The organism is Agrobacterium tumefaciens (assembly GCF_031801495.1).
Classification (GTDB): domain Bacteria; phylum Pseudomonadota; class Alphaproteobacteria; order Rhizobiales; family Rhizobiaceae; genus Agrobacterium; species Agrobacterium tumefaciens_K.
In genome coordinates, this window is record NZ_JAOEGC010000002.1 from 930307 (window position 1) to 950635 (window position 20329).

At 59.5% G+C, this 20329-nt stretch carries 20 protein-coding genes and 1 pseudogene; 7 read left to right on the top strand and 14 right to left on the bottom strand.

Annotated features, from left to right (window positions below; all coding sequences use genetic code 11):
- Window positions 1-14: 14 nt before the first annotated feature.
- From N7578_RS13970 to recO, 3 genes are all read left to right on the top strand, one after another.
- Window positions 15-767: a Crp/Fnr family transcriptional regulator gene (locus N7578_RS13970; protein WP_311110908.1), complete on the top strand. Its 753-nt coding sequence runs from the start codon at window positions 15-17 to the stop codon at window positions 765-767.
- A 139-nt stretch (window positions 768-906) separates the two neighbouring features.
- Window positions 907-1269 (top strand): response regulator, encoded by a 363-nt coding sequence (locus N7578_RS13975; protein ID WP_311110909.1) that lies wholly within the window; start codon window positions 907-909, stop codon window positions 1267-1269.
- Between the two features lie 72 nt (window positions 1270-1341).
- On the top strand, window positions 1342-2109 hold the full coding sequence (gene recO / locus N7578_RS13980) for a DNA repair protein RecO (RefSeq protein ID WP_311110910.1): 768 nt from the start codon (window positions 1342-1344) through the stop codon (window positions 2107-2109).
- A gap of 19 nt (window positions 2110-2128) precedes the next feature.
- Here recO and N7578_RS13985 read toward each other — a convergent pair whose 3' ends face one another.
- From N7578_RS13985 to N7578_RS14005, 5 genes are all read right to left on the bottom strand, one after another.
- Window positions 2129-3343 (bottom strand): MFS transporter, encoded by a 1215-nt coding sequence (locus N7578_RS13985; protein WP_311110911.1) that lies wholly within the window; start codon window positions 3341-3343, stop codon window positions 2129-2131.
- 150 nt (window positions 3344-3493) lie between these two features.
- Window positions 3494-4339, bottom strand: a complete 846-nt coding sequence (locus tag N7578_RS13990) for an MOSC domain-containing protein (RefSeq protein WP_311110912.1) — start codon at window positions 4337-4339, stop codon at window positions 3494-3496.
- Between the two features lie 10 nt (window positions 4340-4349).
- On the bottom strand, window positions 4350-4994 hold the full coding sequence (locus tag N7578_RS13995) for an HD domain-containing protein (RefSeq protein WP_311110913.1): 645 nt from the start codon (window positions 4992-4994) through the stop codon (window positions 4350-4352).
- On the bottom strand, window positions 4991-7732 hold the full coding sequence (locus N7578_RS14000) for a DUF2339 domain-containing protein (protein WP_311110914.1): 2742 nt from the start codon (window positions 7730-7732) through the stop codon (window positions 4991-4993). Before N7578_RS14000 ends, N7578_RS13995 begins: the two co-directional genes overlap by 4 nt.
- 48 nt (window positions 7733-7780) lie before the next feature.
- Window positions 7781-9355 carry a VOC family protein gene (locus tag N7578_RS14005; RefSeq protein WP_311110915.1) on the bottom strand — a complete coding sequence of 525 codons (1575 nt, stop codon included), beginning with the start codon at window positions 9353-9355 and terminating at the stop codon, window positions 7781-7783.
- 288 nt (window positions 9356-9643) lie between these two features.
- On the opposite strand from N7578_RS14005, the gene N7578_RS14010 reads away from it, so the two are divergent.
- From N7578_RS14010 to N7578_RS14020, 3 genes are all read left to right on the top strand, one after another.
- Window positions 9644-10684, top strand: a complete 1041-nt coding sequence (locus N7578_RS14010; RefSeq protein WP_311110916.1) for an ABC transporter substrate-binding protein — start codon at window positions 9644-9646, stop codon at window positions 10682-10684.
- 195 nt (window positions 10685-10879) lie between these two features.
- On the top strand, window positions 10880-11668 hold the full coding sequence (locus N7578_RS14015; RefSeq protein ID WP_311110917.1) for an ABC transporter ATP-binding protein: 789 nt from the start codon (window positions 10880-10882) through the stop codon (window positions 11666-11668).
- Complete coding sequence (locus tag N7578_RS14020) at window positions 11665-12483, top strand: ABC transporter permease (RefSeq protein WP_311110918.1); 819 nt, start codon at window positions 11665-11667, stop codon at window positions 12481-12483. The genes N7578_RS14015 and N7578_RS14020 overlap by 4 nt, the downstream gene beginning before the upstream one ends.
- Before the next feature lie 64 nt (window positions 12484-12547).
- Here the strand turns inward: N7578_RS14020 and N7578_RS14025 are convergent, their stop codons facing one another.
- From N7578_RS14025 to N7578_RS14060, 8 genes are all read right to left on the bottom strand, one after another.
- Window positions 12548-13369, bottom strand: coding sequence for a mechanosensitive ion channel domain-containing protein (locus N7578_RS14025; protein ID WP_311110919.1), 822 nt, complete (start codon window positions 13367-13369; stop codon window positions 12548-12550).
- A 79-nt stretch (window positions 13370-13448) separates the two neighbouring features.
- Window positions 13449-13967, bottom strand: coding sequence for a tyrosine phosphatase family protein (locus tag N7578_RS14030; RefSeq protein WP_311110920.1), 519 nt, complete (start codon window positions 13965-13967; stop codon window positions 13449-13451).
- Window positions 13964-14590 (bottom strand): HD family hydrolase, encoded by a 627-nt coding sequence (locus N7578_RS14035; RefSeq protein ID WP_311110921.1) that lies wholly within the window; start codon window positions 14588-14590, stop codon window positions 13964-13966. Before N7578_RS14035 ends, N7578_RS14030 begins: the two co-directional genes overlap by 4 nt.
- A complete protein-coding gene (locus tag N7578_RS14040; protein WP_311112513.1) occupies window positions 14590-15438 on the bottom strand; it encodes a folate-binding protein YgfZ in 849 nt (282 codons plus the stop codon). The genes N7578_RS14035 and N7578_RS14040 overlap by 1 nt, the downstream gene beginning before the upstream one ends.
- Window positions 15439-15614: 176 nt before the next feature.
- On the bottom strand, window positions 15615-16373 hold the full coding sequence (locus N7578_RS14045; protein WP_311110922.1) for a hypothetical protein: 759 nt from the start codon (window positions 16371-16373) through the stop codon (window positions 15615-15617).
- A gap of 17 nt (window positions 16374-16390) precedes the next feature.
- On the bottom strand, window positions 16391-16648 hold the full coding sequence (locus N7578_RS14050; protein ID WP_138795739.1) for a hypothetical protein: 258 nt from the start codon (window positions 16646-16648) through the stop codon (window positions 16391-16393).
- Between the two features lie 105 nt (window positions 16649-16753).
- Window positions 16754-17191 (bottom strand): TIGR02301 family protein, encoded by a 438-nt coding sequence (locus tag N7578_RS14055; protein ID WP_311110923.1) that lies wholly within the window; start codon window positions 17189-17191, stop codon window positions 16754-16756.
- A 141-nt stretch (window positions 17192-17332) separates the two neighbouring features.
- On the bottom strand, window positions 17333-17749 hold the full coding sequence (locus N7578_RS14060) for an NUDIX hydrolase (RefSeq protein ID WP_311110924.1): 417 nt from the start codon (window positions 17747-17749) through the stop codon (window positions 17333-17335).
- A 190-nt stretch (window positions 17750-17939) separates the two neighbouring features.
- Between N7578_RS14060 and N7578_RS14065 the strand changes: the two genes are divergently transcribed.
- Window positions 17940-18701, top strand: a complete 762-nt coding sequence (locus N7578_RS14065) for an SOS response-associated peptidase (protein ID WP_311110925.1) — start codon at window positions 17940-17942, stop codon at window positions 18699-18701.
- Window positions 18702-18762: 61 nt separating this feature from the next.
- Here N7578_RS14065 and N7578_RS14070 read toward each other — a convergent pair.
- A pseudogene (locus N7578_RS14070) lies at window positions 18763-20056 on the bottom strand (diguanylate cyclase).
- Window positions 20057-20329: the final 273 nt, after the last annotated feature.

Here is a 20329-nt window from a genome sequence, read left to right on the forward strand (position 1 = left end):
GATAGCGGATTTTCATGTCGCCCAAAAAACCGAACGGCATTTCCACCACACCCTGTCAGCACTGTCCCTTGCGGGATCTGCCGCATTTCAGGGATTTTTCATCGCCCGAGCTGGATTTCGTTTCCCGTTTCAAGACGGGCGAGCTTGCGGTCGAGAGCGCTTCCGTCATTCTGATGGAAGGCTCGCATAGCGCCCACCTCTATACGGTGCTGAATGGCTGGGCTTTCCGCTACAAGACCTTGGAAGACGGCAGGCGCCAGATCCTCAATTACGTGCTGCCGGGCGATCTCGTCGGCCTGCAGGGCACGGTGATGGGCGAGATGCAGCATTCGGTGGAAGCGCTGTCGCCGGTGACGCTTTGTGTTTTCGAGCGCTCCCGCCTCAACAGCCTCTTCACGGATCATCCAAGCCTAGCCTATGACCTGACCTGGATCGCGGCAAGCGAGGAGCGGATGCTGGACAGTCACCTGCTCAGCGTCGGCCGTCGAACCGCGCTCGAACGTGCGGCCTATCTCATCGCGTTTCTGTATCGCAAGGCGAAAGCGGTCAATCTCCTGAACGGCGAAACGCCGATTCCCGTAACGCAGCAACATGTTGCCGACACGCTCGGCCTGTCGATCGTCCATACCAACAAAACGCTCAGAAAACTCGCCGACCGTGGCCTGATCCGGTGGACGGACAAGGGCTGTCTGGTGCTGGATGATGCCGGGTTGACGGACGTGGCGGGGTGGGACGAGGACGGTAAAAACCGGCGCCCCTTCATCTGATTGCTTTTCGGTATGTCTTTTTTAAATGACGCAACTGTCTCAATTTGCGAAACCTGCTGTGATCTCGCACCGTGACTATCGACAGAGACAGTCATAAAGCGTCCGCTTGGCGGGCTTTATCATTTAGAAAGAAAAAGACATGGTGCCGCAACGGGTTGTCATCGTTGAGGACGAATATCTGGTGGCGCTTGATATCGAAGCCGTTCTCCAGTCCCTCGGTATAGAAAAGATCGTGATTGCCAGCACTCTGGCTCAGGCGCAGGATGCCGTGCGCGCTGACAGGCCGGATTGCGTGCTTCTGGATGTCAGCCTTTCCGACGGGAAAAGCTATGACTTCGCCCGTTGCCTCAGAAACAAGGGTGTCGCCTTCGGTTTTGTCAGCGGTTACAGCGATACCAGCGGTTTTCCGGAGGATCTCGCGCATGCGCCGCTCCTCGGAAAGCCGTTCGGCGAACACGATATCGCCGATTTCATCGAAAAGATCACCGCGCCGGTGGTGTGAGGTCGTAAAGGCGTAACGTTTCTTCGCCATATCGGTTATGATCGGCTGAATCGGATTTCGGACGAACTTCCCATGCAGTGGCAGGACGAGGCAATCATTCTGGGCGTTAAGCGTCACGGCGAGACGAGCGTGATCGCCGAGGTGATGACGCGTTCGCGCGGCCGTCATCTTGGAATGGTTCGTTCGGGCCGGTCGCGTAGCATGCAACCCGTTCTTCAGGCGGGAAATCGGGTGGATGTGGTCTGGCGTGCGCGCCTGCATGACCACCTGGGTGAATACCGCATCGAGCCGCTACAATTGCGGGCGGCGCAACTAATGGAAACGGCAACGGCAGTTTACGGCGTGCAGGCCATGGGCGCGCTGCTGAGGCTGCTACCGGAACGCGATCCGCACCCGCATCTTTTTCAGGCGCTGGATGTTATTCTCGACAACCTTCATGATCCGGCGGATGCTGGCGAACTGTTCGTGCGCTTCGAACTGGCGGTGCTGAACGATCTCGGTTTCGGGCTGGACCTTGCCGAATGCGCCGCGACGGGATTGCGCACCGATCTCGTCTATGTGTCGCCGAAAACGGGCAGGGCCGTCTGCCGCGCGGCGGGCGCGCCGTATGCGGACCGTATGCTGGCGCTTCCCGCCTTTCTGGGGGAAGGTCAGTCGAAGGCGGCGGACTGCGAAAGCCTTGCGGCGGCATTCCGTCTCACAGCCCATTTCCTCAACCGGCATGTGTACGATCCGCGTGGCCTCAATGAAAATACCGCCCGCGACGGTTTCGTGCAGGCGGCGCTGAAGGCTCTGGAACGCAAAACCCGACCGCCAGCCGCGCTCGACAAAGCAGGTTAAGCCGACGCCCGGATTTCAATCAGGCGATGGCAGGTCTGGGCGCAGGGCGTTCCTGGATCGGCCAGTGCACGATTGCTGCAAAGATGCCCATGCCGACGCCAAGCCACCAGACGAGATCGTAGGAACCGAGCCTGTCGTAGAGGAAGCCGCCGAGCCAGACGCCGAGGAACGAGCCGATCTGGTGCGACAGGAACACGACGCCGCCGAGCATGCCGAGATGCCGCGTGCCGAACATGATCGCTACCAGCGCATTCGTTGGCGGTACGGTGGAAAGCCACAGAATGCCCATCACGGCAGCGAAGATCACCACCGAAAGCGGCGTCTGCGGCAGAAGCAGGAAGGCGGTGACAGCGACCGAGCGGGCAATATAGATATAGGCCAGCAGATAGGGCTTCGAGTAGCGCTGTGCGATGACGCCAGCCGCCAGCGAACCGATGATGTTGAAGAAGCCGATCAGCGCCATGGCGATGACGGCGTAACGCGGTTCGATGCCGATATCGCCAAGATAGGCCGGAAAATGCGCGGTGATGAAAGCGACCTGAAAGCCGCAGACAAAAAAGCCGGTCGTCAGCAGGAGATAGCTCTTGTGGCTTAGCGCTTCCTTCAAGGCTTCGCCCGCAGTCTGCTGGAACTGTGTCTGCGATTGCGAACCGGAAGAGGAATTGCCGCGCATCGGAAAGGCAAGCAGCGGCACGAGCATCATCATCACGGCAAGCCAGACGAGACTGTCCGACCAGCCATAGGTGGAGATCAGCCCTTGGCTGATCGGCGCAAACAGGAACATGCCGGCCGAACCGGCGGCCGTGCCGATGCCGAAAGCAAAGGAACGCTGCTGGGGCGTGACATGCCGCGCAAAGGCGGAAAGAATGACACTGAACGAACCAGCCGCAATGCCAAGGCCGACCAGCACGCCGCCGCCGAAATGCAGCCAGAAAGGCGATGTGCCGAAGGACATGCAGACGAGACCGGCGGCATAGAAAACACCTGACATCACCAGAACCCGGCCGGTGCCGTACTTGTCCGCCATCGCGCCGAAAAACGGCTGCCCAAGACCCCAGAACAGGTTCTGAAGCGCCATGGCCAGACCGAAGGTGGACCTGTCCCAGCCCGTATCGGCTAGCATGGGCAGCTGGAAGAACCCCATGGCGGAGCGCGGGCCGAACGTCATCACGGCGATCAGCGATCCCGCAACGATAATCAGCCAGGGCATGCTCTGGCGCGCAGCTTGTGACATGTGGTTTCCTCCCGCGATAGCATTGCGCATCTTTTGTGATGCGCAAAAACAGCGCCGTTCTAAGCAATATTCGGAGAATTATTATCTTTTGTCAGGCGCGTCCGCCAACCACTTTTCTTGACGCGCTACATCAATGCCGTTGATGGATGCTCAACCGCGTCGCTTGAGTGGCCAGCCTTCGGCCCGATCTTCGATGACGGTCGCAATATCGCCCACCGCGATACGTCCTTCCCCCCGTGGCGTGACGTTCCAGCCGAAAAGGACACCTGGAACACGGCGGTCCGCCGACATGCGGACACGGCCCATGGCTTTCATAGGGGAAGGGACGTCACGGGAGCCGGTCTGCTGGTCCTGCGTGGTCATGATGCAGCGCGCGCAGGGCTTGACGAGATCGAGGCGGATACCGCCGATTTCGATGGCCGACCAACGATCCTCTGCCCATGGCTCGTCCGTTTCCAGCACGATGTTGGGGCGGAAGCGATCCATGCCGACGCTCTCCTCGCCGTTCGCCAGCATATCGGCGTTCAGCGCCGCAAGCGAAGCGGTTGTGGTGACAAGGATTTGGTATCCGTCGGCAAACGTCACGGGCGTCTCGTTACCGGTCCATTCGAGACTGGCGATACGTTCCGCTGCGTCGTCGAAGAAGACCAGCTTCACATCGCGCCCTATCCAGCCGGAAAGTGTGTCATTGACTGCATCATCCGCAACGGCGGCATTGACGATGGACTTCCATACCGCAACATCCATGCGCTGGCCGGAGGATACGGCCAGAATTTCGCCCTTGCCATCAACCGACAACCGCATGCCGCCATTGTCGTGGACAGCGCTGAGCGTGGCGATGGCGGGCAGCTCGCGCTGGGTGATGAAATGGCCGGAGGGATCGACCAGCATGGCGCGACGGTCGCCCGGCAACCCCTCAGCGGAAATGTCGCTGGTCTCAAGGGAAATGCCGCGTCCGCTTTTCAGTGGATAGATGTTGAGTTCGGTAACGCGCATCCTGCTCTCCTCAGATTTCGTCCAGAAACAGGTCCAGCACCTGTTTCAGTCTTTCGTGGCGTTGCTTCGCCATCTCCCGCCCGGTCTTTGTCTTGAAGCCATCGGCAAGCTTGAACAGCTTCGCCTCGAAGTGATCGATCGCGAAGGTCCGATCATCGAGCGGTCTGTTCTTCGCCAGCGGGTCGACAGGATCGTAAAGTGCCGAACCCATGCGCCCGGCAATATAAAAGCAGCGCGCCGCCCCCACCATGCCTATGGCGTCGAGGCGGTCTGCATCCTGAAGGATTTTCGCTTCCAGCGTCTGCGGTTCGATGTTGGCGGAAAAGCTGTGTGTTGTAATCGCGTGGGCTGCCGCATCAATGTCCGCTCGTTGCCAGCCAAGCCCCGCCAGAATGCCGGTGGCTTTTTCTGCTGCAAGCCGCGATGCCTGTGAGCGGAGCGGCGAGTTTTTCTCGACAGCCACACAATCATGCAGCAGCACGCTAGCGGCCAGAACGTCTCCGTTCCCGCCTTCGCCCGCATGGATGCGCATGGCATTGCCGAACACGCGGTGAATATGGGCAAGATCGTGCGATCCGTCGCCGACGTCGGCCGCGTGCGGGATCAGTGCTTCGGCAAGTGTTGCGTAAGGGGCGAATGCATCTGCGGCAATCATGCTTGCGGCTTTCGGGTCAGGATTTTCTGGTAGAACAGGCCGATACCGATCAACACGACGCCAAGCCCGATGAAGGAAAGCGCCCTCAATACACCTTCCAGATTGCTCATGTCGATCACGAATGCCTTGGCGACCGAGATCAGCACGAAGGCGGCCGATGCGATACGCAGGCTGCGAGCGTTGAAGCGTGAGCCGAGAACGAGCAGAGCCACGCCGATCAGCAGCCACACCACCGAATAGCTGTAGGTTTCGCCTTGAAGGAAGCCTTTCCAGTCGGCGATGTTTTCGCCCTGCCAGAACCGGCGCACCGAAAGCGTGGCCCAGGCAAAACCGAGTGTCGCACCCGCGACGGAGAGCAGGCTGACATAGGCCACCGGCCGCTTGCCGCGCGCGTAATAGGCAAGTCCGCCATAGGCGAGGGCTGGCAGCAGGTAGCCGATCAGCAAGAGATTAAGAAAGGGCAGACCACCTGTGTTTTCACCGGTGAAATAGGGGTTGAGCGTGAAGAAGTGCATCGTCAGCACGTTGATGACGGCAATCACCCCCGCAATCATCGAGCCGTAACGGAACACGGGGCTGGGACTCTTGAGGTCGAGCGTCATCAGCACGCCTGAGAAACCGATGGTCAGCAGTGTGTAGATGGATTGCTCGCCAAGCGTGGGCACGCTGTCATCCAGCGTGCCGCCATTCATGGCGTGGCGGATGAGAATCGCAACGGCCAGCAGCGCCATCAGGCTGGCGATGGCCTGCAGGAAGTTCCTGGCGCGGAAGCCCGGCCAATCGCGCAGCAGCCACGCCGAGGCGACAGCGAGAAGGGCGGGAACACCGTAGCCGGGCAGAAGCGTGTTGAACACCGGTGTCGTGCCGAGGTTCTGCGGCCCGACGATGGTGGGTTCCCACGCGATCCGCCCAAGTACGCCGACGCTGGCCAGCGCCATGATCCACGGCAGTGCATCCCAGTTGCGATACCGCGTCGCCCACACATAGGCGAAACCGATCACGGAAAGCAGCACGGTTGTCGCCAGCCCGGCGGTCAGCGTGTGTAGCGAGAGTGTGAATGCCGCAAAGGAACCGACGACAAGAACATTGAGCGGCGTACGATAGGCATCATCGCCTTGCCTGTGCAGCCATTCCGCACCGCCGATCAGGACCGCTCCAAGCGTTATGCCATAGGCCGCATGCAGCCAGTCGCGGCCGAGATTGCCGTACTCCACGAAGCTGACCGTGCCGAGCCAGACCGGGAACAGGGCCGCAATGCCAGCCCAGAGAATGGAAAGGTCCGGATCTTGTCTGCCCTTGCGTTTCAGGAAGGAGAAGCCGGTGAGGACGAGTACCGCGCCCAGCACGAGTGATGCTGCGATTTCCGTCGTGTAGCCCGTCTGCACCGGAGGTAACGATACGCCTGTGTTCTCGACGAGGCCGATGAAATCGATGCCGTGACGCGCCATCAGCGATGCCGCCGCCTGTGCGCCAAGGGCCGCGAAAACGGCTGGCCAGACACCGTAATGTCGGGCCGCGCCCATGGCCGCCAGCGCCGCAATCAAAGCGGTCACAGGAATTGCAGGATGGAGGTTGAGCGCCGCATCGCTGAGCAGGAAAGCCATGGCGGGCACAACCGCAGCCAGAGATACGGTGAGATTGATCGCCAGCGAAGGACGCGTCATGAGCCGCAGGGCGCGGATGAAACGCTTTTCTGGCTGTACCTCTTCGTTTTGTGCTGGAGCAACATCGAGATGTCTGCCGGGCCATAGCCAGATCGTTCCGGCAAGCATGGCCAGCAGCGAAAGCGTCGGCGGGTTGGCGTCGACCGTATCAGAGGCAAGGATGTAGCCAAGCGCCCAGAGGCCAAGACCGGCATTGGCCAAGGCAGGAACGATTGTCCAGCCTTGCCTGCGTGCCGCCGCCGCCGTCGCAACCCACGAAATCGTCAGGAAGACGAACAGCGCCCAGATATTCGGCGTTTCGGTCGAAATCAGCGCTGGCGTCAGCATCGAGCCGAGAAGGCCAAGCCCGGCCAGGGCCTGTCCATGCAGCAGCGACAGGCCGATGGTGGCAAAGGCGACCAGACCGAGCAGCACGAAGGCGCTCGACGGGCCGATGTAATCGTAGATGCCATAGGCGGCGTAGACGACGCCGAACAGCGTCAGAGCGCCAGCAGCCGTCAGTACGCCGGGGATCATTGCGTTCGAATAGGTTGCAGCGATGCCCGGCACGGCCTTGCGGCGGATCGCCTCGCCAGCGCCGCCGAGCAGAAGGCCGAACAGCGCTGCGAGCGCAAGGCGTACCGCCGGGCTGAGAAGCCCTGCGTCGATGGAATATTTGACGAGGAGAATGCCGCCGAGCGCAAGAGCCAGGCCGCCAACCCAGACAGCCCAGCGTGCGCCAAGCTTGCTTTCCAGGCTCTCTTGAGGCGGCGGGACGGGGGCTGTTTCGGCAGCAGCCGGGCGTTCTTCGCCGTCCGCTGCCGTTTCTTCGCCGGTCCCCGTGTCGGTCCCTGTCCCTGTTTCCACCGTTTCCGGTGCGTGTTCAGCTTGGAAGGCTGCGCCCGTCTCCGTTTCCTCAGCCGACGGAGCAGACGCAGCCGCGCCTGCCGATGCCGCCACACCACGCGCCATCAGACTTTTCAACTCGCGGATGTCTCGCTCCAGCAATTTGATCCGGCGCGAATTGCGGATGCTTGCAACCAGCGTGTAAATGAAGGCGGCAATAATGGCGAGGATGAGAAACGGGATTTCCAAACAGAATCCTCCGGTTACGGACCTGTTTTTAAATCCTTTTTCGCCGCCTTATGCAAGAGTGTACGACCCTTCCGTTCCCAGCCAGCGCCGTGCCGCCTCGATATCTGCAAAACCGAGATCGTGTCCGTCTTCCACCTGCTCAAGATTGGCCTTTGCGCCGGTTGCCGCCAGCTGTCGTTGCAGATCGGTCGACTTTTCACGATATTTGTCGCGTTCTCCCGCAACGATCAGCAGGTTTTTGCCCGAAAGATCGGCATCCGGCCAGGCATCCAGAACCGGGATTGGCCGATAAAGCAGGGCATCCCCGGCCAGCTGCGGATGAAGTGTTGCAAAGGCCGAATAGAAATTGGCCCCGTTCGAATGGCCGATGTAGCGCACTCGGGCGGGATCAAGGCCGTAGGACTGGATCGCACCCTCCATGAAGGCGGCGAAGGCGTCCGCCTCCGAGACGATATCCCTCTGATCGAAGGAAAGGTCGGGAAAACGACGGAACCAGCGCGCAATGCCTTCTTCCGTGCTGCGTCCGCGCACGCCGAGAAGCGTGGCGCCGGGCGCGGCACGGTGCGCCAGCGGCATCAGGCTTGTTTCGCTGCCGCCGGACCCGTGCAGCAGAACGATGGTGCTGCCGTCGGGGTTTTCTGGCGTATAAAAGCGGTGAACGAAGGGTAATTCGCGGTAGATGACGCGCTCTTCTTCCGGCATGGAAAACTGCGGCAGCGCAACGCGCACATCCGCCTCATCCTTCATGAACAGCGGCGGGATGAACAGCTTTTCGCCAAGCCTCTCCATGGGTTCGTCCACGTTCATGCCGGGGCCGTCCGTCGCCATTTCGATCAGCACGCCGCCGGGTTCGCGAACGTAAAGCGAGTGGAAGTACTTGCGGTCGTGCACATTGGTCGTGCTCGAGTTTAGCGACTTCAGCCCGGTCAGAACTTCGTTCAGATCGTCCATGTCTTTTGCGCGGAATGCGATGTGGTCGACCGTGCCGGTGCCGGGTGCGCTCGACCAGAAGCCTGTTGCATCGCGGACGTCGATGATGTCGCCACTTGCCGAGACAAGGCGACGGATTGCGCCCATCTGCTCTTCGCCACGATATCCGAAATGTTTGGTCAGAAAGGCCGTGGTTTCTTCCGGCACTTCGCTCAGCATCGTCGCGCCGTAGATGCGGCGAATGCCGTCCTGGCGCGATATGTCTTTCGTTTCGTGGACGTTTGCGTTGTCGAAAGCGGTGGTGCCGACGAGCTTGAGGATGATGCCGTCGGGATCCTTGAGGCGTATGACCGGCTGGCCGAACTCTTCCGCCGGACCTTCCGTGCGGATGCCGAATTTCAGCGCGCGCGTCAGCCAGAAGCCAATGCTGGCCGGATCGATAGCCATGGATACCTCCAGCGTCTGGCCGAATCCGACGCGGCCCTGACCTCCGTCTTCCCAGACGAGGAAAGTCATCAGCGAACCCGGGGAGGCGATGGCATCTCCGTAAATAAGGTGAAGCTGCATGGCGTCCTCGAAACCGGCGGTTCTTTTGACCAGCCGCAGCCCCAGAAAGCCGGCATAAAAATCGACGTTTGCCTGCACCTTGCGGGTTATCATCGTAATATGGTGTATGCCCAAAGCCGAAGTCATTGTCTCTGTCCCACTGAATGTTGTGGCTCTTTGTGTCGCAAGCTGCCCCTGTTCGGCAATCCCGGCAAGTGAGAACGATGTGTTTGCATTGTGAACGACGGTGAAGCGGAGCTGCGACGCGATCCCTGCGCGGAAACCGGGCGCGCTGCCCTTTAAAGTGCATATTTTTGCCCGCAAAATAGGCATACAAAATGATGACCATTTTGTATGCAATTTTGACTTGCCTTGATGGGTTGAATTGGTTCTTATGCAACCAATCCAACAAGAACCTTCGAGGGGGAATATATCATGATAACGCGCAGGCTGCTGTCGAAAGCTTTGGCGATTGCAACAATCGGTGTCGCCGCAGGCGTATCGATGCCGGTGACCAATGCTCTGGCCGATACGCCGATCAAGTTCACGCTGGACTGGAAATTCGAGGGCCCGGCGGCGGGCTTTCTGCTTGCCCTCGATAAGGGATACTTCAAGGCCGAAGGTCTGGATGTGACCATCGACACTGGCAACGGCTCTGTGGAAGCCATCCCCCGTGTTGCAACTGGCGCCTACCAGATGGGCTTCGGTGACATCAATTCGCTGATGAAGTTCCTGGATGAGGATCCCAGCCAGAAGATCAAGGCCGTCTATATGGTCTACGAGCGCCCGACATTTGCCGTCGTTGGCCGCAAGTCGCTTGGCGTGACGGGCGATCCGAAATCTCTGGAAGGCAAGAAGCTCGGCGCACCGCCGCCGGACGGCGCCTTTGCGCAATGGCCCGCCTTCAAGAAGGTCGCCGGTCTGGATGACAGCAAGATCAAGATCGAATCGATTGGCTTCCCGGTCCGCGAACCCATGCTCGCCAAAGGTGATGTCGATGGCATTTTCGGTTTTGCCTTCTCGGTGATCCTGAACCTCAAGAAGCAGGGCATCACCGATGACGATATTTCGACCATCCTGATGGCCGAGCATGGCTTGAATCTTTATGGCAATTCGGTGCTGGTAAACACTGATTTCGCGGAGAAAAACCCCGAAGCGGTCAAGGGCTTCCTGAAAGCGCTGGCAAAGGGCTTCGCTGATTCCGTCAAGAACCCGGAAGAGGGCGTGGCGGCTGTCCTGAAGCGGAATGAGACGCTGGACAGCGCAATCGAGCTGGAGCGCCTGAACATGGCCAACAGCATGAACATCAAGACGCCTTATGTCGTGGAAAACGGCATGGGCGGCGTCGACCCTGCACGCCTTTCCGCTTCCATCGATACGCTGAAGATTTCGATGGGCCTGAAGGGCAACGTCAAGGCCGAGCAGGTCTTCGACGCCAGCTATCTGCCCGCCAAGGAAGATCGCCTGCTGCCTTGATGGCTTCAGGGCGCATTCTTCGATGTGCCTGATTACAAGGGGAGCATTTCCGGTTCGCTCGACGTCATCCTCGCCCTTGGGGCGGGGATCCATGTGCCCGGATAAGTTGATCCCCGGGTCAGGCCCGGGGATGACGAAAGAGAGGGCGCGTCTATGATCGCGGGCGCTTCGGACTGCCGAAAAGTGGGGACTTTGATGTCACATCTCGTGGAAATTGATAATGTCGACATGCGCTACGGCGGTGCGGCAGGAACGCTTGCCGTATCCGGCCTTAACCTAAAGGTCGACAGAGGGGAATTCGCCGCCGTTGTCGGCCCGTCCGGTTGCGGAAAATCGACCTTGATGAAGCTGGTGACCGGCCTGCACATTCCGCAAAAGGGTAATGTCGTCGTGGCCGGGCGGCAGGTGACGGAACCCGTTTCCATCGTTGGCATGGCATTCCAGAACCCCACGATGCTACCCTGGCGCACCACGCTGGAAAACATTCTCCTGCCGCTCGAGATCGTTGAAAAGCACCGCCACCGCCTGCGCGCCCACAAGGCGGATTATGTCGCCAAGGCGGAGCGCCTGCTGGAGATCGTCGGCCTCAAGGGTTTCGGTTCGAAATTCCCGTGGCAGCTATCCGGCGGCATGCAGCAGCGCGCCAATCTGTGCCGTGCGCTCATTCACGAGCCGGATCTTCTGATGCTGGACGAGCCTTTCGGCGCGCTGGATGCTTTCACCCGCGAGGAATTGTGGTGCGTGATCCGCGACCTGCATGCCGCGCAGCGCGTGACAATCATTCTCGTGACGCACGATCTGCGCGAAGCAACGTTTCTGGCCGACAAGATTTTCGTGATGAGTGCAAGGCCGGGCCGTGTGCTGGCCGAGCATCGCGTTCCTTTTGCCCGTCCGCGTCAGCTCGACATCATGTACGACAAGAGCTTCAACGATATGGTGCAGGAGCTGCACGGTGAGATCGCACAGGCGAGGGTGGCGGCATGAGCAGTGTTGTTGAAAGCGGCGTCGCGCCGGAACCGGCAAAGCCGCTGATCGCTCGCATCAATTGGGTCAAGGCCGCGCCATGGCTCTATACGCTGGCCCTTTTTGCCGCATGGGAACTTCTCGTTCATGCGCTGAAAATGCCGCCGACCATTCTGCCGTCGCCGACGCGGGTGGCGCAGGCCATCGTTCAATACTGGTCGCCGATCTGGAAAAATTCGCTCCAGACGCTTTACACGACGACGCTCGGTTTTGCGATTGCCGTCGCCGCAGGTCTGGGCATCGGTCTTTTCATCGGCTGGTCGAAGACGATCTATGCCGGTCTTTACCCGCTGATGATCGGTTTCAACGCCATCCCGAAGGTCGCACTGGTTCCGATCCTCGTCATCTGGTTCGGCATCGGAACGGTGCCTGCGGTGCTGACGGCCTTCCTGATTTCCTTCTTCCCGATTGTCGTCAATGTCGCGACCGGGCTTGCCACCATCGAGCCGGAAACGGAGGACGTGCTGCGCGCCCTTGGCGCAAAGAAGATGGACATCATGCTGAAGGTCGGCATTCCGCGTTCGATGCCCTATTTCTTCGGCTCGCTGAAAATCGCCATCACGCTGGCTTTCGTCGGCTCCGTCGTATCGGAAACGGTCGCGTCGAATTACGGCCTCGGCAACATGATGAGTTCGGCGCAAAGCCAGTTCAACGTGCCGCTGGTCTTTGCGGGACTGCTGATGCTCGCTTTGGAAGGTATCGTGATGTATGCGGTCATGGCGTGGATTGAAAAACGCATGACCGGCTGGGCACACCGCTCGACGATGGGACAGTGAATTCATCCGAAAAACAAAAAAGCCCGGACCGATGTTCCGGGCTTTTTTCGTTCGGGAACCGGCCTTATGCCGTCTGGGTATCGACCTCCGCCTTCCATGCGTTGAAGGCCAGCTTCATCGCTTTCGTCACGTCGCGGGTGGTCGTGAAGAATGTTTCGCTGCGCACCCAGTAGCGCAGCTTGAGCGTCGCGCCGGCGGCATCGATGGAGTCCACGAAAACAGTGGGGGCGGGATCGAGCAGGACGCGGCTTTCGGAGCGCACCACCTTCAGCAGCATGTCCTGAGCAGCGGCCAGATCCTCGTCGTTCTTCACCGTCAGGCTCAGCTCGTGGCGACGCGAGGGAAAGCGGCTGTAGTTGGTGATGGGAACATTCCACAGCGTCGAGTTCGGCGCGAGCCGGTAAAGCCCGTCGCTGGTTTTCAGTTCGGTGGCGAACAGACCGATTTCGATGATCGTGCCACTCACGGTGGACGTTTCGATATATTCGCCAACGCGGAACGGACGCAACACAAGCAACATAATACCAGCCGCGATATTCTGCAGGGTGCCCTGAAGAGCGAGGCCGATGGCAAGACCGGCAGCGCCCAGCGCCGCGAGAATGGAAGCTGTCTGTACGCCGAACTGGCCAAGCACCATGACGATGACGAGGACAAGAATCACATAGCGGATGGCTCCGGCAAAAAAGCCAGCAAGCGTCGCATCGAAGCCGCGGATGCGGGAAAGCCCCTGGAAGGCCCAGCGTTGCAGGAACGTTGCGGCCAGCCAGCCGACGATGAGCAGCAGAAGCGCGCCGACGACAGAGAAGGAATATTGAACGGCCAAAGCGCTCGCCTGTCGCAACGCTGCCTGCGATGCGACGATGATATCCGTTGCCTGTTGTTCCATAGGTTGTCCCGTGATTTTAGATTGCAGTTCAGGTTTGGTAACGAACGGAAGCCGTGGGGGTTCCGGATAACGTGGCGCGTCAGTCGGCGAGCGGCAGCACGAAGGGGACGTTGCCGTCCGTATCTGCACCCCGGCCGATTTTCCTGATCGCGGCAATCAGCCTGCCATTGCGCCCGAGCAGCCGGTCGCCGATCTCGATGATGCGGGAATTGGGCGTTGCATAGGGTGAGACGGTGCGCAGGCGCGTGGCAAGGGCCACTTCATCTTGATCGGGGAAGAGGCTGAGCGCGGCGACGACCGCTGCCGCAGGCGAACGGGAAACACCCATCCAGCAATGTACGATAAGCGGTGCCGATTGATCCCACTCCCGCACGAAATCGATCAGTCGCTGGACATGCGCGTCGTCTGGTGCAACGAGATCGCCTGTTCCCTTGAAGGTGATATCGTTCATGGCAAGCGTCAGATGCCTGTCTGCGGCGATCACGGCGGGCCTGTGGAACGACTGCTCCTTCGCAATCAGCGTGACCATCTCGCGAGACTTGTGTTTCACTGCCATTTCGGCAATCCGCGACAGCGGCGATACGACAATGGCTGTCATGCCGCACCGCTCTGGCGAGCGTCGCGCAACGCCTCGATTGCGTCGAAACGGTCTACGAACCGGCGTTGTGCCTCGATGGCGGGTAGGGGAGCCATGTCGAACATGTCCCGCGTGAAGCCTCGCGGCGTACCGAAGAATTTCTGCGCCTCGGCAATCGAAAAGCCCGCCAGCTCGGTGGCTTCGAAATAGGCGGCTGCCGTATCGGCTTTTTTGATGAGGTCTTTCAGTTCTCGAGCGGGATGGGATGGCAGGCCGAACCGCAGGTGTATGGCCGCCTCCAGTCTCTTTTCAACGGTCTTGTAGCCACCGCCGACAACTGACTTGAAAGGCGAGATCATGTCGCCGATCACATATTCCGGGGCGTCGTGCAGAAGCGCCATCTGCATGTCCTGCGGCGTCGCGTCAGCGCACATGCGGCAAAAGATGCTTTCAACGACCAGGCAGTGCTGGGCCACGGAAAAGGCATGGTCCCCCTTCGTCTGGCCATTCCAGCGCGCCACGCGGGCGAGGCCGTGGGCGATATCGGCAATTTCCACGTCAAGCGGCGAGGGATCGAGCAGATCGAGCCTTCGGCCGGAAAGCATCCGTTGCCAGGCGCGTGGGCTTTTGGTGGACGCGACCATCATTCCTCCACGCTTGTCGCAGGGTCCGCCACGGGGAATGACAGGCCGCTCCATTCAGGTAACCGCACACTGACCTCGGTGTCGTCGGCAAGCATCGGCGTTCCAGCCGCAAGCGCATCGGCGACCCGGTCGATGCGAACGATGGCCAGCGCTCTGTTGCCGCACACCGTGCCAAGCGCGCCGAACGGCTTGCCGCCTGCCGTCATATCCGTACCGCTGGCTGGAAGCTCGCCTGTCGCATCGACAATGACCACACGCCGACGCGCAGTGCCACGGTGTTTCATGCGCGAGACGACCTCCTGCCCCACGAAGCAGCCCTTCTTGAAGGATACGCCATCGTTCACGTCCATCAGCACGTCATGCGGAAAGGCATCCTGCAGTGCGTAGTCGCGACCGGATTCGACGATGCCGTTGTCAACACGCAAAGCGTCATAGGGGGATGTATCGTCGGACGCGGTTGCGCCGGGCAGGCGATGGAGATCGACGCCCGCCTTGGCGAAACGTCCGTCTTTTACTGCGCCTTGCGGTGCCGTTTCGTTCCAGAAGACGCTGACGCCTTCCGTGGCTTCCGCCTTGAGATCGACGGGGGCACGCAGCTTGTACATCGTCAGGCGGCGAAGCAGCGCATCCTGATCGCTGGCACTGGTTTCGATCAGAAAGTCCGGACCATCACGAGAAATGAGAAAGTCGAACAGGATCTTGCCCTGCGGCGTCAGAAGCGCGCTTGCACGCGCTTCGGCCTCAGCCAAAAGCTCGACGTCCGTGGTGATGAGATTGTTCAGAAATTCCGCAGCACCCGTCCCGGAAACTCTGATCAGGCGGCGGTCGGCAAGAAAAGCGGAGGGCATGGCATCACCGTTCGGTTTGTCTGGAGTGCCGCGCATCCATCCGGATTTTCGCATGTACACTCGATCCATCTGTTTTCACAGGATCGCTGGAAAGCGCCGGGCGCCTCCCAGGATTCTCTCTGTGACGAACAGTTAGGATTTTTGCAGGCAAACGGCAAGCGTCGGGCGACTGTCTGTCAGTCACCCGCCGTGAAGAATTTCCATTTTCCGTCTGGCGAAATGCCGATCCGGTAGAAGCTGTAATTGCCGAATTCCTGCATGTCGGCCAGGTCGCCCGCTGTGATAATGCGCAGCAGTTCCACCTTTTCGGGAGGCGTCAGCGTATTGAGCGCCTTGCCTGCGAAGTAAGGGAACACGTAGGCCTCATCTGGCGTCCCGGCGTCCACGTGGGCATAGCCGGTGGACAGCAGGTCGATGATGATTGCCAGAACTTCCAGCCCGTCCGGATCGCCGGAGAAACTCTTCAGTGCCTCGATCGGATCTTCACCGTCGTTGCCGTCGATACGGGCCTTGTCCGAACCCGAAGAGATGAGCGGGCGAAGCTTTTCCATGTCGCCGGAAGCTGCGGCGTCGATGATCTGCTGGCGAAGCTTGCGGACCGCTTCCGGCGCCTTGGCGATGTCATGTTCAATCGTCACGGCCATTTCAGGCGCATCGCTTTTGGCGGGGGGGCTGGAATTGGCAGAACGATCGACCAGCGGATCGGGCATCGGAATGCCTTCCGAATCGCCTTCGATCTCATCCGGTTCCGGAGCCTGCTGCTTTTGAGGCTGCTCGCCCGTCTGCGCTTGCGGTGCGGTTTCGGCGTTTGGCGCCGGTTTCAGCTCGGACAGGGCGAATGCGAACTTGGGTGCGCCTGCGGACACGGCTGTGACGGCAATCAAAATGGAAAGGGCGGCAGAAGATCGCAAAAGCCTCTTGCTCAGGCAAGACATAGTCAGAACTCCGGCTTTTACTGGATCACCCGCTGCGGGGAGAACTCGCCCGCGAGCATGCGCTGACGCAGCGATTCCAGCATGGCTTCCGCGCCGGCTTCGCCGTGGATGCGGATGGTTTCGCGCATGGCCAGAGCGATGGCAGCATCGGCGATGATCTCCGGCTCGATGCCGTCGGCCATGCCGTCGGCCCACGCTTCGTTCTGGTGTTCCAGAGCGACCTGCATTTTTTCGTGCACGATCATATCGTCGATTTCGTTACGGCTTGTCTGCATTTTTCATCCTCGACAGGGCAGGCAAGTCGTTACCACCCTGTTAACAACACTAACAGTCTTTTATCAAAACGGCACGGGCTGCGGCGAAAAGAGGTTAATAAATCTCTAATTTCCGAACCTGGACGCGATTTCCTGCGCGAGTGTTGCCCCTTCGTTACGGTAATTCTCTTCTGCCACGACAGCAGCTTGCGTGCAACTGGTGTGGATGGCCGCAAAAGAGCGGTATCCACGGTTGAATGCGGCAGTCATCCTCTGGCGGCGTTCCGGTTCGTTGGCGGTATCCGCAGCCAGGAGGTCACTCATCGGCTTGCGCCAGTCTTCAGCGCCGGAAGAGGGGCACAACGTCCGCAGATATTGCACCGCTCCCAGTATTTCCGAAAGCCGCGCCAGCTTGTCATCATACGGAGCAGGCTTGCTTGGCGTCGCCACAGGTGGGGCCGTCACTTTCGGAGACGTACCGACCGGTTGTGCCAGAACAGCGCCGATCGACCCGCTCACGACGAGACTTGCAGCAAAAAGGGACAGGAAGATGGTTTTCGGCATTAAATCTTGCTTTGTCCCACACTTACTCACGAACATTCGGCGGGCCGCCGGTCAAATTTTACAGCGTCTCGTTATCGCAAAACCGCTTAACGCGTCTGCGCGACGCGTTCCCAGATAATAGCGATTCTGGCCCGCATGCAATCACGCCAGAATACGTTCGGCACATTCTACCACGCTTTCTGGTGCAGGCAGGCGCCGTATTTCATCAAGCGTGTACCACCCGGCATCCGCTGCATCATCATTGGCCATCGCGATGACGTTTTCGTCCGTTTCTACGGTGAAAACGGAAAGAAAATAATGGCTTGTCAGTATTCCCGATTCGTTGCGCGACGGAAGGTCATAGGTTGCGAACAGCTGCGGCCTGCGTGCAACGATCCCTGTCTCCTCCTGCAACTCGCGCAGGGCCGTTTCCGCCGGTGTCTCGCCTTCTTCGCCTCGTCCACCGGGAAAGGCGAACATGTCCTGGGAAGGCGGGTTGATACGGCGCACGAGCAGCAGACGATCACCCTGCCTCACGATGACAGAGGATGCTGCACGGGGTTTTATGCGGACTGTCATGCGTGAATTTTGCCTCTTGCGATGGAACGGGGCCTGTCGATAAACGGTATTTGCGTTGTTTCTCCGCCTGGCATGAAACTATCATCCCTGCAGAGAATCGCCGTCACTTTGCACGCAAAAGGCGGTTTAATGAAGGTCATGTGAGGTCGGGGACAAACCGCCTGTGTCCTATGTCTGAAGGGTGGAATCCATGTGCGGACGGTTCGTGCTTACCTCGACACCGGAGGAAATCGCCGAATATCTCGACCTCATTGGCCTTGATCAGTTTCCTGCGCGCTTCAACATCGCGCCGACCCAGCCTGTTCTTGTGGTGATCGAAGGCGACCGGCCGGAAAAGGGCAGCAATCTGCCAAACCGTCGTGCCGTACTGGTGCGCTGGGGCTTTCTGCCAGGCTGGGTGAAGGACCCCAAGGACTTTCCATTGCTGATCAATGCGCGCTCCGAAACGGCCATCGGCAAGGCGTCGTTCCGCGCCGCGATGCGCCATCGTCGCGTGCTGGTTCCGGCAACCGGCTTCTATGAATGGCGCAGACCGGCGAAGGAGGAGGGCGGCAAGCCGCAGCCTTATTTCATCCGGCCGAAACGCGGCGGCATCGTCGCCTTTGCCGGGCTGATGGAAACCTGGTCGTCCGCTGACGGTTCGGAAGTCGATACGGGGGCAATCCTCACCACGGCTGCGAACGCAACGGTGGGACGCGTCCATGACCGCATGCCGGTGGTGATTTCACCCGAGGATTTCAGCCGCTGGCTGGACTGCAAGACGCAGGAGCCGCGCGACGTTGCTGAGCTGATGAAGCCGGTTGAGGATGACTTCTTCGAAATGATCCCGGTTTCCGACAAGGTGAACAAGGTCGCCAATGTCGGCGCGGACCTGATCGAGCCGGTTGAGGAGAACGTGCCGCTCCCGAAGGCTAGACCCGCAAAAGACGATGGACAGATGTCGCTGTTCTGAGACTGCATTTCCAGTTCATGCGCGCAGCGGTTTCACATCCACAGAGCGCGTGACCTGAAAACTAGGCGTTTCTCCCCATTTTCTGCAGCGTCTCTTCAATCATCACATCGGAATAGACACGGTTGCGGCCGTTCGCCTTGGCAAGGTACAGAAGCTGATCGGCGGCATTGAGCTGGTTGTCGAAGGGTTCGCCCTTTTCGATGCCAACCACGCCGATCGAAATCGTCAGCGCCAGATCGCTGCCGCTCAGCTGTCGTCCGTTGAGGTCCACATGGGCGCGCAGCTTTTCGCAGAAGTGGAACGCTGCCTCGGCGTCTAGCCCGCGCAGGAACAGCGCGAACTCCTCGCCTCCAAGACGTGCAGGAATATGACGCTCCTCATGGCACATCTCGGAGATGGAGATCGGCAAGTTTCTTCAGCGCCCTGTCGCCAGCATCATGGCCGAGTGTATCGTTGATCTTCTTGAAATGATCGATGTCGAGAATGGCAACCGCGCCGTTCTCGTCATCGCGGTTGATGATGTCCATCAGCGCGCGCGTACGATCGAAGAACGAGCGACGGTTCGGCAGGCCGGTCAGATGGTCGCGTTCGGCGAGTTCGCGCAGACGCCGAAGTTGCTTCATCGTCTCGATATTGTTGTCGATACGGCACTGAAGTTCTTCCGGCACGAAGGGCCGGTAAATGAAATCGGAAGCTCCGGCTTTCAGAAAGCTTGCTGAAAGCAATCGGTCGGAGGATGACGAGATGCCGATGATGCGCAGATCTTCCGAAGAGCGGCTGTCGCGGATACGACGCGTGAGTTCGTAGCCGTCCATGTCGGGCATATGGTAATCGGTCAGAACGAGCTGGATCGATGGGTCCCGCGCAAGAATTTCCAGCGCCTGCTTGCCGGAATGGGCTTCGCTGACCCTGAAGTTCTGCCGCTCGAGAATATCAACCAGCCCCGAGCGCGCGCTTCTGGCGTCGTCAACGACCAGAACGGAAAACTGGCTGTTCGTCAGGATGCGGTCGACGGTTCTGACGACGGCATCGACGGTACGGTGACCGTCCTTGACGATGTAGTCGATGATCTTTTTTTCCGCGTAGCGGCGGCGTGCTTCCTCGTCGACGGTTGCGGTGAAAACGATTGTGGGAACCCTGTGTTCAGCCAGAAGACCGAGAATTTCACCTTTCGGTGCATCGGGAAGGTTCAGGCCTGTCAAGGCCAGCGTGAACGTGTTTACCGCAAGCAACGAGCGCGCCTGGTCCATGCTGTCGCAATGAATGACGTCTGCGTGTGTTTCCTCCGCCATCCGCTTCGTCAGCAGCATGGACAAAGCAACGGAATCTTCGATCAGAAGGATTTTATCCAGCATACCGTACCCAGGTCCTCCCGACGGCTTGGCGACGCAATTTTCCGTCTGCGCGCCAAATATTGTTCACCACGTCACCTGATTTGCGAAAACAAACGATGTTTCGCGAACGAATCAGGAAGCAATGAACCAACAGGGAAGTGGTAATGTATGGGCGGGCGCAGGTACAGCCTGCTTGTAAAGGTTGCATGTTTTGAAGATTTCACACCGACGGCGTCTGCTGAAATCACAACCTTACGCTATTACGCTCTCGATGCGTGTATCGTTAAAATTGGC

Coding starts and splice junctions, on each gene's coding strand:
- N7578_RS13970 (WP_311110908.1), top strand. CDS start 15: ATGTCGCCCAAAAAACCGAACGGCATTTCCACCACACCCTGTCAGCAC.
- N7578_RS13975 (WP_311110909.1), top strand. CDS start 907: ATGGTGCCGCAACGGGTTGTCATCGTTGAGGACGAATATCTGGTGGCG.
- recO (WP_311110910.1), top strand. CDS start 1,342: ATGCAGTGGCAGGACGAGGCAATCATTCTGGGCGTTAAGCGTCACGGC.
- N7578_RS13985 (WP_311110911.1), bottom strand. CDS start 3,343: ATGTCACAAGCTGCGCGCCAGAGCATGCCCTGGCTGATTATCGTTGCG.
- N7578_RS13990 (WP_311110912.1), bottom strand. CDS start 4,339: ATGCGCGTTACCGAACTCAACATCTATCCACTGAAAAGCGGACGCGGC.
- N7578_RS13995 (WP_311110913.1), bottom strand. CDS start 4,994: ATGATTGCCGCAGATGCATTCGCCCCTTACGCAACACTTGCCGAAGCA.
- N7578_RS14005 (WP_311110915.1), bottom strand. CDS start 9,355: ATGACTTCGGCTTTGGGCATACACCATATTACGATGATAACCCGCAAG.
- N7578_RS14010 (WP_311110916.1), top strand. CDS start 9,644: ATGATAACGCGCAGGCTGCTGTCGAAAGCTTTGGCGATTGCAACAATC.
- N7578_RS14015 (WP_311110917.1), top strand. CDS start 10,880: ATGTCACATCTCGTGGAAATTGATAATGTCGACATGCGCTACGGCGGT.
- N7578_RS14020 (WP_311110918.1), top strand. CDS start 11,665: ATGAGCAGTGTTGTTGAAAGCGGCGTCGCGCCGGAACCGGCAAAGCCG.
- N7578_RS14025 (WP_311110919.1), bottom strand. CDS start 13,369: ATGGAACAACAGGCAACGGATATCATCGTCGCATCGCAGGCAGCGTTG.
- N7578_RS14030 (WP_311110920.1), bottom strand. CDS start 13,967: ATGACAGCCATTGTCGTATCGCCGCTGTCGCGGATTGCCGAAATGGCA.
- N7578_RS14035 (WP_311110921.1), bottom strand. CDS start 14,590: ATGGTCGCGTCCACCAAAAGCCCACGCGCCTGGCAACGGATGCTTTCC.
- N7578_RS14040 (WP_311112513.1), bottom strand. CDS start 15,438: ATGCCCTCCGCTTTTCTTGCCGACCGCCGCCTGATCAGAGTTTCCGGG.
- N7578_RS14045 (WP_311110922.1), bottom strand. CDS start 16,373: ATGTCTTGCCTGAGCAAGAGGCTTTTGCGATCTTCTGCCGCCCTTTCC.
- N7578_RS14050 (WP_138795739.1), bottom strand. CDS start 16,648: ATGCAGACAAGCCGTAACGAAATCGACGATATGATCGTGCACGAAAAA.
- N7578_RS14055 (WP_311110923.1), bottom strand. CDS start 17,191: ATGCCGAAAACCATCTTCCTGTCCCTTTTTGCTGCAAGTCTCGTCGTG.
- N7578_RS14060 (WP_311110924.1), bottom strand. CDS start 17,749: ATGACAGTCCGCATAAAACCCCGTGCAGCATCCTCTGTCATCGTGAGG.
- N7578_RS14065 (WP_311110925.1), top strand. CDS start 17,940: ATGTGCGGACGGTTCGTGCTTACCTCGACACCGGAGGAAATCGCCGAA.